A 13,929-nucleotide genomic window follows, 5' to 3' on the forward strand; every position below is an offset into this window, starting at 1 on the left:
AGCGTCCGATAAGCTTGATGCGTCAACGTCTATGTTTTCTTCTGTATTACTCAGAAGCCGCCCAGAAAGCGTGTGTAGACAGGGTGACGGGGGACGTCAGTGGCGACGCTTGCGCAGTCAGGAATGCCACCATGCACCTGATGCGACTGACGGCCGTTGAACTTGGGATCGCCGTACGGAAAGCTACAGGGATCAGACTGCCAGTGACATCGACACAGGACCACGGAACACCCAAGCCTCGAATCACGTCAAAACAAGGCGCAAAAACTTTATCGTTCAGACTCGACATTCAATGATTGCGCGCCATTGCAGTAGGTGCGGTTGTTCTGTACCACTTCTGGCCGAACCGTCTTCCTGGTGGATTCATTGGCGTGGACATGTTTTTCGTTATTTCGGGTTTTCTGATCACCTCGCACCTCATCTCCAAGCCGCCGACTGGTTTGCGTGACGTGGCCCAATTCTGGATGCGTCGAGTTAAACGTCTGCTGCCTGCCTCGTTCCTAGTTATTCTGCTCAGCGTTCTGGGCGTGTGGCTATTTGCACCGGAAACCCTATGGCGTGACTGGGGATTGCAGGCACTGGCGGCAACCTTCTATTTCCAAAATTGGTACCTTGCGCTGAACAAGGTCGACTACCTGGCCGAGGCGGATGCCCCTAGCCCGTTCCAGCATTTCTGGTCGCTGGCCGTTGAAGAACAGTTCTACTTCGTCTGGCCCGTCTTGCTTGGGTTGGTCATCGCGGCGGCTGCTTATCTTGGAAAGTCTCGGAAGAAAGCACTTCTTGCCGTGCTCGGGGCAGTGTTCTTCCTCGGGCTCGGATACTCAATCTATGCCACTTGGTCCAACTCGGGGCTCGCCTATTTCTCCACATTCACCAGGGTGTGGGAGTTCGCTGCCGGCGGGCTCGTCGCGGCCCTGGGCGCCAGCGTTTACAAAGCCAAATCCGATACAACAAGTTTGGTTGGAGCTTGGGCCGGTATCGTCGCGATCGGCTTCAGCCTGCTCTTCTTCACCGGCGAAATGCCGTTCCCGGGGTACATCGCACTGATTCCCGTTCTGGGAACGGCGCTGCTGATCCTTTCGCACTCCACTCATAGGTACTCGCCAAACCGTCTGTTGTCGGTACGCCCGATGCAGTTCATTGGCGACAACTCCTACGTAATCTACCTCTGGCATTGGCCGCTGATGGTACTGCTTCCGTTTACTCTCGAGAATTTCTACTGGTACCAGAAGATCGGCGTTCTGGCGCTGACGCTTCTGATTGCTGTCTCAACCCAGAAGCTGGTCGAAGTCAGGTTCCGGAAGTTCATTGATGCCTCTCCCAAGCTAAGCGCTTCGCGATTCCTGCTGGCTGGCAGCCTGGTGCTGACGCTGATCGCCGGCGGTTTTTACCAGTACAGCGGAGTCCAGCTGGAACGCAGCACCGACATCAACAGGGCGGTTGCCCAAGTGACCAAGGAAGTCGGGAAGTCCTGCCTGGGCGCGAACTCTTTGTCGGAAAGCTGCGACGAACCACAAGATGACTCGACCAGCTTCAATTCGCTCGCTCCTCAGCCGGTGGCTGCCAAGAGCGACAAGCCGTTCCTGTACGCAGAAGATTGCTTTGCCAGTCAGGAGACCGGCTTCTCTGAGCGCCCCGTATGCCATTATGGGGACGGGAAGACCAAGGTTGCGCTGGTAGGCAATTCTCACGCCGGCCAATGGATGCCAGCCGTGCAGAACATGGCCGATGAGCATGACTGGAGCGTGGATACCTACGTAGTCAACCGTTGCGCGGTCATGGGCCTGCCGCAGGAGTTCGACGCACAATCCTCGACAGAAGGTTGCGAAGAGCTTGGTGGTTGGGTGACCGAACAGATCGAGGAAGAAGACTACGACCTGGTGATCAGTTCAAACCGCCAATCGTTGCCTATCGCCGGATACGATTTGGAAGAATCTACCGCTCCGGCAACCGAGGCCTATGAAAAGCTCTTGGGCAAGTGGGCTGATAGCGGAGCTGATGTCGCTGTAATTCGTGATACGCCTTAGCCCGGTGAGACTCTTGACAACGTACCTGACTGCGTCGCGGAGAACCTCAGCGATCCCGGGGAATGCAGCGGCGCAGCCGACGAATGGATCCCCGAGGATCCGCAGGCTGATGCCGTTGAGGCCTTGGATAACCCGAAGGTGGTCTCCGTGGACATGAACGATCAGCTGTGTCGCGAGGACCGCTGTTACTCGGTTGTTGGCGGCCTTGTGGCGTATTGGGACCATTCGCATCTGAGCGAAACGTATGCCGCTTCCCTCAGCGGAACGCTTTCACAACGCATGAAGGACGAGCTCGACAGCGACGAACTTTTCCCGGCGTCCTGATTGATCCCGTGCGGCTCACGTTTTCGTGTGGGTCGCGCGGGATCTTTTTGATCTATTTGAACCCGCGGTATTTTGATAGCTATTCGATTAAAAATGTGAAGATAGGCGGCTTTGAAAGTTATGGTCAATCGTATACATCACTAGTATCGAGGATTCCTGAGTGAATCGGTTCGGAGACCAGCAGCTGAACCTCGCGGATGTGGCCACCATGGATCCGCAGTCCGGGGCCAAAGTGCTCGTCGACGCTGAATCGCAGGTCGTCAAGGAGTTGGGCGAGCCGGGGAAACTGACGGTAGTCGGCACGACGAAGCCGTCGTTCGAGATCACGGTCAAGGACGTCAAGGTCATGAATTCCTGCACGCTTCGCGGCAGCGGCGAGAAGATCAAGCCGGAGAACGGCTACTTTCTGCTGGTCGACGCCGAGGCATGGCTTGATTCCTCAGCAGAGAAATACGTCGACGAAGAAATCGCCTTGATGCCTTTGGATGCGTCGGTCTTCGGAACCTCGGCTGGACTGAACCAGTCGGTCGACCGCAACGTTGCCACCGTCGCCGCGTTCTCCTGCGACGTCAAGGACGCCATGGATATTGCTGTCGGGGCGGGGGACCGGGTCAAGGGCAAGATCATGCTCGATTCACCGCACCGTTCCGGGCAGGTCGTGTACGACCCCGAAGGCACCGGCGGCTGGACTTGGGACTACTAGACCCCCGGCTGTAAAACTCCAAGCAGTCAAGCCCGTGGCGCATTGCGCCCGGGCTTGAATGCTGACACGGTCCTGTTCCCCGGAATCCAGAATCTCCACGGGAACTCCGGGCCGCCGGCGATGCCCGCGACGCCCACGCGCGGTCCGCAGGCGATGGCATCCGGAACCCCGATGGGTTCCTCCACGATGAACGGCGCCGCGAGAAGGTCCAGGCCGTCGTGCTGCGGACGGGTGATGCCCAACGCCGTGGCCAAGTTTCCCGGGCCTCGCGCCAGGTCGCGCTCCACGAGTGTCGCAGGGTTGGTTCCTTCAGGCCGCTTGTGCAGTCTGCGTTCCCTGGCGAGCTGAAGCCCCTCGATGATCTCCCCGGAGCGAACCAGAACACCGGAGGCAATGCCGGCAGGCGAGCACACCAGATTCAGCGCGAAGTGCATTCCGTAACTGAAATAGACGTAGGCATGCCCCGGATCCAGGAACATCGAGGCGTTGCGCGGCGTCATGCGGTCCTTGGAGTGGCTTCCCGGGTCATAACGCCCGCTGCTTCCCAGACCCATATAGGCTTCGACTTCGGTGATGCGCAGGCGAACTGTGCCTTCGGGGCTGCTTATGCCGAGCACCGCGCCAAGGAGCCGAGGCGCGACCTCGACCGCGTCCGCGGCGAAGAACTGACGATCCATGCCTCCAGTATTGCAGTGCGACCCCATTTTGTCGGTGATCACTGCCAAGATGAAGATTGCCGGGCGACAGGGGGTTGCCGGGTACTCGCACTTAAATGATTGGGGGATCATCGTGAAGAAAATCGCGATGTCCGTTGCCGCAGCAGTTGCGGCGCTTGTTTTGGCCGGTTGCGGCGTGTCCACCGAAGAACATGAGGCCGTGCAGGCTTCGGCCGCCACGGTGACCGTCGAGAAGCAGGAGCTGGAGACCCAGCTGGCCGATACCACCACGAAACTGACCGCGGCCCAGGCCGAGGCCGAAGAGCTGCGCAGCGCCAACGACGAACGCGAAGCAGCCGAGAAGGCGGAAGCCGACAAGAAGGCCAAGGAAAAGGCCGATAAGGAAGCCAAGGCGAAGGCCGAGAAGGCCAAGGCCAACAAGGCCAAGAAGATCACCAGCCGTGAGCTGGCGCAGATCGTGAAGAAGCCGGACTCCTACCTGGACAAGAACGTGATCATCTACGCCCGGGTCACGCAGTTCGATTCGGCGACCGGTTCGTGCACCTTCCGCGCCAACGTCAGCCATGCACAGGTCGGCAAGTACGACTACGAGCACAACACGATTTTCAACGCCGGCGACGGCCTGACCAACTGCGACATCCTGGACGACGTCGTGGCCGAGGACATCGTCAAGGTCACCGCAACGGTGACGGGCTCGCTGACCTACGATACCCAGGTCGGCGGGTCGACCACCGTGCCCGAAATGCAGGTCGTGAAGATCGCCCGCCTGTAGCGCACAGCAATTCACCGCTCCACCGCGGCAGCCGTCCACCGGCTGCCGCGGTTTTTGCTTTGGTGCGTTTTTCGAAATACCCCGGTAACACAGCGGGAAAGAGACCGTTACGCACGGGCCCGGTTTGTCACACATTCGAAACCAGCGGTGGAGGCATGCGAAACATCGCTGGCCAAGAATTATGTATCGAGACGAACGCCGAGTAATCCGGTTAAGTCACAGAATTATTCACCGATACACCAAATACCGTGAGGGGATGTGGACTAGATGGAGCTGGATGTCGCCAGTCTTTGGATCTTGATCGCCGCAGCACTCGTTCTACTAATGACCCCGGCCCTGGGGCTGTTCTACGGGGGAATGACCCGTGCCACCGGCGTCGTCAACATGATGCTCATGAGCTTCTCCGCAGCGGCCATCACCGCAATCGTCTGGGTGCTGTGGGGGTACTCAGTTTCCGCCGGCGAACCGGCCATCGCCGGAATCATCGGCAACCCGATCAGCGACTTCGCCCTGCACGCCACCCCCGAATCGGGCCTGCTGGCGGCGGGCTTCGCCGGAACCTTCGCGATGATTTCCGTGGCCATCATCTCCGGAGCCATCGCCGACCGTTCGCGCTTCGCCCCGTGGCTGATGTTCGTGCCCCTGTGGGTCACCCTCGTGTACGCGCCGGTCGCCTTCTGGGTCTGGGGCGGCGGCATGCTCTCCGCCGACGGGTTCCTGGGCAAGATCTTCGGCGAAGCCATCGACTTCGCCGGCGGCGCCGTGGTCCACACCAATGCCGGCGTGGCAGCCCTGGTCCTGGCCCTCAAGCTCGGCCAGCGCCACAACTTCCACGACCGCCCGCAGCCGCACAACACCCCGCTGGTCATGCTCGGGGCAGGACTGCTGTGGTTCGGCTGGTTCGGATTCAACGCCGGCGCCGCCACCACCATCGAGCAGGCCGGACTGATCTGGGTCAACACCCTGGCCGCTCCGGGTGCCGCGGTGCTGGGCTGGATCATGGTGGAGAAGCTGCGCGGAGCCCGCCCGAGCTCGCTCGGCGTCGCTTCCGGCCTGGTCTCCGGCCTGGTGGCCATCACCCCGTCCTGCGCGGACATCGCACCGTGGGCCGCGATGCTGCTCGGCGTCCTGGCCGGCGCAGGCTCGGCCTGGGCCGTGAACCTCAAGTGGAAGCTGGGCTACGACGACTCGCTCGACGTGGTGGGTGTTCACCTGGTTTCCGGCATCATCGGCACCCTGTTCCTCGGATTCTTCGCCATGCCGACCGCCGAAAGCGCTGGCGGCCTGTTCTACGGCGGCGGAACCGGCCAGCTGGTTGCGCAGTTCATGGCGCTGCTGGTGGTGATCGTGTTCTCCGCGGCCATGACCTGGGTGATCGCCACGGTCATCGAGAAAATCAGCCCATGGCGCGTCCCGGCAGAGATTGAAATCGCCGGCATCGACGCCACCGAGCACAACGAAAGCGGGTACCAACTGATGACCAAGTAGCCGCGGTGGGCTGGTGATTCACCGGCACAACTGCACAGGGGCAGGGCTCCGGGACACCGGAACCCGGACGGAACCGCCGGTGGGCCAAGCAGCCACCGGCGGTTCAGTTTGTTGGAAAAACCTTGGAGATCAGGCTCCGCCGCGTCGTTGGGGCAATCAGGCCCGGAAAACTCTGGCTATGCGGGCCCAGACTCGATACGCTGGGAGCCACTTTGGATTTGCAGTTTGGGGACTGGCAAATTATGAAAAGGCGTCATCAGGTAAACCACGAGCCGGCCATTCCGGGCAGACCGCGCGAGAGAAAGCGCGCCCTGTACGGGGCGGCCAGCCTAGTGCTGGCACTGGGAATCTCCAGCACGCTTGCCACACCGCTGATTGCGGGCCCGGATCATTCGCGTGCCGTGGGCATGGAAGCCTCGTCCGGCGCGCTGATGGATTGGGACATCAGCTCCGATGCAGTCTACGTCGACCCGTATGCCCCGCTTGCGGTATTCGGCGGCGCCGGCCAGCTCCTGGACATCGACGGGCGCCCGTCCTCCGTGATGAAGAACGCGCAGCGTCCCGGCGCTAGCGCCGGGCAGCAGGACCAGCTGGTCGGCGGGACCCGGGGCCTCGGAGCGCAGGTCCGCGCAGAAAACGCCTCCACCTTGCTGGTCGGAGAGGTAGCGCAGATCGGCCAGCTTCCCGGCGGACTGGAACTCATGCCACCGGTCAAGACCCGGCGGATCTCCAGCCCCTACGGCTGGCGCGCAAATCCCACCGGCCCGGGCAACCAGATCCACATCGGCCAGGACTATCCCATTGCCTGCGGATCCCCGGTATACGCCAGCGAAGACGGCATCGTCACGGTGTCCTCCTGGGCCGGGCACTCGGGCAAGCGCATCACCATCGACCACGGGCACAACGTGCAGACCGGCTACAGCCACAATTCGGTGCTCATCGCCGCGGTGGGGCAGCGGGTCAAGCGCGGGGAGCTGATTGCCCGCGCCGGCACCACCGGCAACTCCACCGGCTGCCACGTGCACTTCGAGGTCATTATCAACGGCCGCTGGCACGATCCGCGCAACTACCTGCCGCTGAACCCCGGCCAGGCCCAGGCCATGATCGACTCCCGCCGGCTGACGGTCAGCGCCAACAGCGCACCCAAGGGCAGCAAGCCCTCGGCGCCCGCGAAGGAACAGCGCCCGGCCAAGGACGTCAACGACAACCCGGATGTCGTGGTGCCCGAGGACGACACCCCGATGGTTCCCAAGCCGAGCCCCTCGCCGACCCACAAGGCCCCGTCCACGGACAAACCCTCCAAGGACACACCGAAGGCCAGCGACAAGCCTTCGGCCAGCCCCACGCCGAAGCCCACCGGGTCCGCCAAGCCGAGCAAACCAGCCAAGCCGAGCAAACCGGCCAAGCCGACCAAGCCGGCGAAGCCCACCGAAACGGCGACACCCGATGCGACTGGGAAGCCGACGCAGCCGGCCACGCCGCCGGGCAGCGTGAAGCCCACCGAATCGGCTGCGCCGACCGTCCCTGCTACGCCTCCGGCCGGGCAGGAGGGCACCCCGCCGCGCTCCACCAAGGCGCCGAGCACGCCGAAGGCCCCGGTGCCGGACTCCAAGCCGGCCAGCGAGCCGAGCGAGTCCGCAGGCAGCAGCGCCGCGGCTGAACCTCCCGCCGCCACGACGGCCAAGGCCATGGAGCCCGTCGCCGCGGTGCAACCGGAATTAGACGCTGCCACTGCCGGCCGCGTGGACGGGGAATAAGCCCGGGCCGCGGGCTGCGGCGGTTCCGAGCGCCGGAAATCCGAGATCACACGATGTTGGGTGCGCCGCCGGTTAGCCATGGGGCGGATTGTTGATATTCTTGGTAGTCGAGTCCTGTGCGATTTTGTTTGCGCACCACAAGACCTATCGAAAGAAGTGCCCGGCACGTGTTTAATTCACTTTCCGATCGCCTGACAGCAACCTTCAAGAACCTGCGCGGCAAGGGCCGCCTGTCCGAGGCAGACATCGACGGTACCGTCCGCGAAATCCGTCGCGCCCTGCTGGACGCTGACGTTGCCGTCCCGGTGGTCCGCGCCTTCGTGGCCCAGGTGAAGGAACGCGCGCTCGGCATCGAGGTTTCCGAGTCGCTGAACCCGGGCCAGCAGGTCGTCAAGATCGTCAACGAGGAGCTCGTGGCGATCCTCGGCGGCGAAACCCGCCGGCTGAACCTGGCCAAGAACCCTCCGACGGTCATCATGCTCGCCGGCCTGCAGGGCGCCGGCAAGACCACCCTGGCCGGCAAGCTGGCCAAGCACCTGAAGTCCGAGGGCCACACCCCGATGCTGGTGGCCTGCGACCTGCAGCGCCCGAACGCGGTCAAGCAGCTGCAGATCAACGGCGAACGCGCCGGCGTGCCGGTCTATGCACCGCACCCGGGCGTCTCCTCCGAATTCGACACCCCGACCGGTGATCCGGTGGCGGTGGCCCGCGACGGCGTGGCCGAGGCCAAGGCCAAGCTGCACGACATCGTCATTGTCGATACCGCCGGCCGCCTGGGCGTGGACACCGAGATGATGGCCCAGGCCGCGAACATCCGCGCCGCCATCAACCCCGACGAAGTACTGTTCGTCATCGACGCCATGATCGGCCAGGACGCGGTCAACACCGCCCAGGCCTTCCACGAGGGCGTGGACTTCACCGGCGTGGTGCTCTCCAAGCTGGACGGCGACGCCCGCGGCGGCGCCGCCCTGTCGGTAGCCTCGGTGACCGGCAAGCCGGTCATGTTCGCCTCCACCGGCGAGAACCTGGACGACTTCGAGATCTTCCACCCGGACCGCATGGCCAGCCGCATCCTGGACATGGGCGACGTGCTCACCCTGATCGAGCAGGCCGAGAAGAACTGGGACAAGGGCGAAGCCGAGCGGATGGCGAAGAAGTTCGCCGACCAGGAAGACTTCACCCTGGACGACTTCCTCGCCCAGATGGCCCAGATCAAGAAGATGGGCTCCATGAAGAAGCTGCTGGGCATGATGCCCGGCGCGCAGATCTCCCGCCAGCAGCTGGAGCAGTTCGACGAACGCCAGATCGACCGCGTGGAGGCCATCGTCCGCTCGATGACCCCGCACGAGCGCGTGGCCCCGAAGATCATCAACGGCTCGCGCCGCGCCCGCATCGCCAAGGGTTCGGGTGTCGCCGTCTCCGAGGTCAACCAGATGCTTGAGCGCTTCGCCGAAGCCCAGAAGATGATGAAGAAGATGGCAGCCGGCGGCGGCATCCCGGGCATGCCGGGTGCCGGCAAGGGCGCCGCCCGCAAGGCGAAGGCCAAGGGCAAGGGCAAGAAGCAGGTCAAGTACGGCAACCCTGCCAAGGCCGCGCAGGCCCAGCTGGAATCCCAGCAGAAGAAGGCCTCCGCGCCTTCCGGCGCAGCCTTCGGCCAGGGAGCCCAGGACTTCGACCCGTCGAGCCTGAACCTGCCGGCAGGCTTCGAGAAGTACCTTGGCAAGAAGTAGCCACGAGTCGCCACAGGGCGGCGTCCAGTCCGAAACGCTGGTCGCCGCCCTGACTCTTATCTTCGAGGACACCGAAGGCCTGGATGCCGAAGGCGCGGTGCGCCGCGTCCTGGCGGAGCGGGAGGCCATTTCCCTGGTCTCCGAAGCAGTGCCGTGGAACGGGCTGGTGCTCATCGAGGTCGGCATCACGGTGGATCCCGAAGGTCTGATCCTGCTGGCCAATGCCGACGGGAGCACCCGGTTGGGGCAGCAGGTGGAGGACTTCGCCCTGGCGCTGAAGCTCGGCACCGGTGCGTTGTACGCGGACCAGGACGACTATGAGGTCGAAAGCGGTGAACCGATCCAGGATGAGCGCCTCGAGCAGATGCCGCCCGGGCGCACGCTGCTTGCCGGGGCGCTGACCGAGGCTGACATGCAGCTGCTGGCCGCGGCCTCCAAGACCGAGTGGAACCTGCTGCTCTCCGAGGACCCCGAACGCACTTCCATCGCCGTGCATGACGGGTTCCTGGTCGGCGGGTACCCCGGCGCGGACCAGTATCCGGCCGTCATGATCAGCCGCTGCGGCCCGCGCTATACGGCCAGCTTCTGGTTCCCGCAGCAGAGCTCCAAGCTCTCCGGGGAACCGGCCTGGGTGCATATCTGGCCGGTGGCCGCCGGCCCGGCAGTGCAGCCTGCGGCCGGAACCGCCGCTGGGGCGCAGCTGCAGGTGCTGGAAACCCACTATTTCGCCACCGACCCCGCGGAACTGGACGACCTGGCTTCGATGAAGGTCTCTGGCGAGCATATCGAGATCCTCAAGCGCGTGCTCACCGGCGCCGGAAGCCAGCAGGCTGCTGAGCAGGTGCTTGCCGCCTTCGGCCACGACCCCGAGCCAGCGCGGTACCTTGTCCAGGCCGGCTTGCCCGAGGGCTCGAGATTGATTCAACCGATGGGTTTCGGCAAGGCCCTGGGCCGGGCCGTGGCCATGGAAGCCCGCGCTAGCAGTTCAACGCCGCGCTGGTTCAATTCGATGTCCTGGAAACCGTGGCTGCAGCTGTGCTGGGGCCTTATCGAGGCGCTGGTCTTCTCGCTGATGCTCGCCGGCACCGACTGGGACCGGCCCTGGGTGGCGGCTTGCCTGGTTGTCGTGATCCTTGCGGTCGGCTATGTGGATGCCGCGGGCAACGTGGTGTTCGGCGCGGTGCGCTGGGTGCGGGGTATGCGCCGGCGCTAGCGGCGGCCTGCGGCGGGGCAAATCCGCGGCGGGCGCCCGCCGCGCGCCTATGATTGAAGCTAAGCACCAGTCCCACCCATCCCAAAGGGGTTTACCTTCGTGGATTCCAGCGAGTTCAGCTACCTCAACATCGAGTTCATTTTCCTGGGCGACAGGCCCGACGCGGCCGAGGTGGTGCGCACCGCCCTGGCTGACCGGCGCCTGCTGGGCTTCGTCGGCGGCACCGTTGAACGCGAGCACGCCACCGAGGTCTGCGCGCAGATCGCCACGGTCAGCCCCGCCCGCGACGCGGTGCTCTACCGCGTGGACGCCAAGGGCAAGCTGCGCGAAGGCTCCCGGGTCACCAAGCTGGTGCACGAGCTGAAGAACTCCACCGAAGCCGACTACGTGCTGCTGGACGGCGAGGAAATCGACGGCCCGACCCCTGAAGAGGACCTGCTGGGCGACTACGGGTCCACCACCGAGCTGGTCCACGGGCGCAAGCTCAAGGGCTCCGAGCTCGTGGCCGCCTCCGGGCTGGAGGAGAACGTACTGACCTTCTGGAACCACGGCACCGGGCTGATGGCCATGTCCGCCGAGCCGGTGTCCACCGTGACCATCGCGCGCTCAAACCGCCCGTTCCTCTCGCTGACCCGCAACGGCAACACGCTCAGCGCCCTGGTCACCGGCGCCGGCTCCCGGCGCGACTTCTTCCCGAAGGCCGTGCACTACCACGTGGATCTGGAACGCACCACGATCATCGAGCCGGAAGCCGGCAGCCCGGCCGAGCAGCGGCTGGCCGAGCTGGAATTCTCGCTGCTGGGCTGGGAAGCGGTGGACGACCAGACCCTGGGCGAATTCCTCAGCGACCAGCCAAAGCTGCAGGAGGCGCTCGCGCTGGTCAAGGCGCCGGGCAGCCTGAAGAGCTTCAAGCGCTTCGTGGCCCTGCTGGGCTTCGATCCGCGCAGCGTGGACTACCTGACGGGCAAGCCGCTGCCGGAGAACATCCGCGTGGTCGCCACCGGCGGCCCGGTCAAGACCATCAAGGCCGCCCTGGCCGAGCACGAACGCGAGGCCAGCGGCCTGGCCAAGCTGCTCTACCGCGGCAGCTGGGGTCCGAAGGCGCTGATCACTTCCAGCCTGGCGGTGCTGGGCTCCGGGGCGCTGGCCCATCTGGCGCTGGCCAAGTGCTCCAAGCTGTCTTCGGTTCCGAAGCCGCTGCGCAACCTGCTGATGATCGCCTGGTACGCCGACGGCCTGTTCTACCTGGGCAAGGGAGTCCTGGGCGCGGTGAAGGCGCGCGGCAAGTAGCCGCACCCCGAATTTCGCATACAAAACCCGAGGGGCTCGGACAGCTAAGCTGTCCGAGCCCCTCGGGTTTTGCGCCGTCGCGGGCTCAGCCCAGGGACTTCAGCGACGGGAAATCGGTGTCCCGGTACTCCTTCGGCGGCACCTGGCCCTTGGCATGCTGGTCGCTTTCGGCCAGGCGCAGCTCCACGCGGCGGATCTTGCCCGAAATGGTTTTGGGCAGCTCGGAGAATTCCAGGCGGCGGATGCGCTTGTACGGGGCAAGGTTCACGCGGCAGTAGCCCAGGATGCTTTCGGCGGTTTCGGCGGTGGGCTCATGGCCCGGCGCCAGCACCACGAACACCTTCGGCACCGACAGCTTCATCGGATCCGGCGAGGGGACCACGGCGGCTTCGGCGACCGCCGGGTGCTCCAGCACCACCGATTCCAGCTCGAAGGGGCTGAGCTTGTAGTCGCTGGACTTGAACACGTCGTCCGCGCGCCCCACATAGGTCAGCACACCCTCGGCGTCGCGTTCGGCGATGTCCCCGGTGTGGTAGACCGCGCCGCGGGTGGCCTGATCGGTTTTCGCCGGGTCCTCGAAGTAGCCCTTCATCAGGCCCACCGGCCGCGGGTCCAGCCGCAGGCAGATCTCGCCGACCTCCGCCAGCTGGCCGGTGGTCGGGTTGCGCAGCTCGATCTCGTACCCGGGCATCGGGCGCCCCATGGCGCCCACCTTGACCGGCTCTCCCGGAGGGTTGGCGATCTGCACGGTGGTTTCGGTCTGGCCGTAGCCGTCGCGGATGACCTGGCCCCAGGCGTTGCGCACCTGCTCGATGACCTCCCGGTTCAGCGGCTCGCCGGCGGAGACGAGCTTGCGCGGGGGAGTGCGCAGCACCGAAAGGTCGGCCTGGATGAGGTAGCGCCACACGGTGGGCGGGGCGCAGAAGCTGGTGACGTTCTCGACATCCATCTGGTGCATCAGCGCCTTGGGGTCGAAACGCTCGTAGTTGTAGACGAACACCGTGGCCTCGGCGATCCACGGGCCGAAGAAGTTGGACCACGCGTGCTTGCCCCAGCCCGGGGAGGCGACGTTCAGGTGCACGTCGCCCGGTTCCAGTCCGATCCAGTACATGGTCGCCAGGTGGCCCACCGGGTAGGACACGTGGGTGTGCTGCACCAGCTTGGCCTGCGAGGTGGTGCCGGAGGTGAAGTAGAGCAGCAAGGTCTCGTCCGCGCGCGTCGGGGTGTCCAGCGCGAAGTCCGCCGGGGCCTGGCGCGAGTCGTCGAAGTGCAGGGTGCCTTCACGTGCTTCGCCGCGCACCTGGGCGGTGGTGTAGTCGCCGGGCACCTGCTCAAGCTTGGGCAGCTGCTCGTAGCTGGTGACGATCCAGTTGGCCTTGCCGCGTTCAATGCGGTCGGCCAGGTCCACGCTGGTCAGCTGCGTGGTGGAGGGGATGATGATGGCGCCCAGCTTCATGCCCGCGAGCATGATCTCCCACAGCGCGACCTCGTTGCCGAGCATCACGATCATGGTGTCCTGGCGCTTGAACCCGTTCTCCGAGAGCCAGCGCGCCACCTGGGTGGAGCGCCGCGACAGCTCGGCCCAGCTGTAGCGGGCGCTGCTGCCGTCCGGCTCGGTGAGGATCAGCGCCGGGGTGTCCGCGCGCGCCGGATCCTTGGCCACCGCGTCGAACCAGTCGTAGGCGAAGTTGAAGTCCTCGAACTGCGGCCAGCTGAAGGCCTTGCGCGCACCGGCGTAGTCGTCGCGGTGGGCCAGGAGGAGGTCGCGCGCCGCACGGAATTTCTCGGTGTTACTCATCAGAGTCCTTTCGGCGGCAGCTGGACTGCACGGTGAACAGGGTGAACGTTTCCTTGATCAATATACTCTGGTGCTCACTTTGGACGAATTGTTGCGTCAGGTTGTGCGGTCGACTTGCGCAACACGTGCAATATTGATCAATACGACACC

General features: G+C 64.4%; 9 protein-coding genes and 1 pseudogene. 8 read left to right on the forward strand and 2 right to left on the reverse strand.

Going from position 1 to position 13,929, the window contains the following annotated elements; translation table 11 throughout:
* The first annotated feature begins 296 nt into the window (after positions 1–296).
* Together DFO58_RS10325 and DFO58_RS10335 are read left to right on the forward strand one after the other, a co-directional pair.
* Positions 297–2,351: pseudogene (locus tag DFO58_RS10325) on the forward strand (acyltransferase family protein).
* A 160-nt stretch (positions 2,352–2,511) separates the two neighbouring features.
* A complete protein-coding gene (locus DFO58_RS10335; RefSeq protein ID WP_120990582.1) occupies positions 2,512–3,054 on the forward strand; it encodes a hypothetical protein in 543 nt (180 codons plus the stop codon).
* 26 nt (positions 3,055–3,080) lie between these two features.
* Here DFO58_RS10335 and DFO58_RS10340 read toward each other — a convergent pair whose 3' ends face one another.
* On the reverse strand, positions 3,081–3,731 hold the full coding sequence (locus DFO58_RS10340) for a DNA-3-methyladenine glycosylase (RefSeq protein WP_120990584.1): 651 nt from the start codon (positions 3,729–3,731) through the stop codon (positions 3,081–3,083).
* Between the two features lie 127 nt (positions 3,732–3,858).
* Here DFO58_RS10340 and DFO58_RS10345 point away from each other — a divergent pair, with 127 nt between their 5' ends.
* The 6 genes from DFO58_RS10345 to DFO58_RS10370 all read left to right on the forward strand — a co-directional run bounded on the left by DFO58_RS10345 (position 3,859) and on the right by DFO58_RS10370 (position 11,981).
* A complete protein-coding gene (locus DFO58_RS10345; protein WP_120990586.1) occupies positions 3,859–4,503 on the forward strand; it encodes a hypothetical protein in 645 nt (214 codons plus the stop codon).
* Positions 4,504–4,800: 297 nt separating this feature from the next.
* A complete protein-coding gene (locus tag DFO58_RS10350) occupies positions 4,801–5,991 on the forward strand; it encodes an ammonium transporter (RefSeq protein WP_353616382.1) in 1,191 nt (396 codons plus the stop codon).
* A gap of 242 nt (positions 5,992–6,233) precedes the next feature.
* On the forward strand, positions 6,234–7,748 hold the full coding sequence (locus tag DFO58_RS10355) for a peptidoglycan DD-metalloendopeptidase family protein (RefSeq protein WP_120990589.1): 1,515 nt from the start codon (positions 6,234–6,236) through the stop codon (positions 7,746–7,748).
* Between the two features lie 167 nt (positions 7,749–7,915).
* On the forward strand, positions 7,916–9,478 hold the full coding sequence (gene ffh, locus DFO58_RS10360; RefSeq protein ID WP_047118949.1) for a signal recognition particle protein: 1,563 nt from the start codon (positions 7,916–7,918) through the stop codon (positions 9,476–9,478).
* The gene (locus tag DFO58_RS10365; RefSeq protein ID WP_120990591.1) at positions 9,465–10,691 is read left to right on the forward strand and encodes a hypothetical protein; all 1,227 of its coding nucleotides are present in this window, start codon (positions 9,465–9,467) and stop codon (positions 10,689–10,691) included. The genes ffh and DFO58_RS10365 overlap by 14 nt, the downstream gene beginning before the upstream one ends.
* A gap of 99 nt (positions 10,692–10,790) precedes the next feature.
* The gene (locus tag DFO58_RS10370) at positions 10,791–11,981 is read left to right on the forward strand and encodes a hypothetical protein (RefSeq protein ID WP_120990593.1); all 1,191 of its coding nucleotides are present in this window, start codon (positions 10,791–10,793) and stop codon (positions 11,979–11,981) included.
* Positions 11,982–12,066: 85 nt separating this feature from the next.
* On the opposite strand, the gene DFO58_RS10375 is transcribed toward DFO58_RS10370, so the two are convergent.
* Positions 12,067–13,779, reverse strand: a complete 1,713-nt coding sequence (locus DFO58_RS10375; protein WP_120990595.1) for an AMP-binding protein — start codon at positions 13,777–13,779, stop codon at positions 12,067–12,069.
* Positions 13,780–13,929: the final 150 nt, after the last annotated feature.

The sequence above is a fragment of the Arthrobacter sp. AG1021 genome (assembly GCF_003633665.1).
In the GTDB taxonomy this organism is placed as follows: Bacteria; Actinomycetota; Actinomycetes; order Actinomycetales; family Micrococcaceae; genus Glutamicibacter; species Glutamicibacter soli.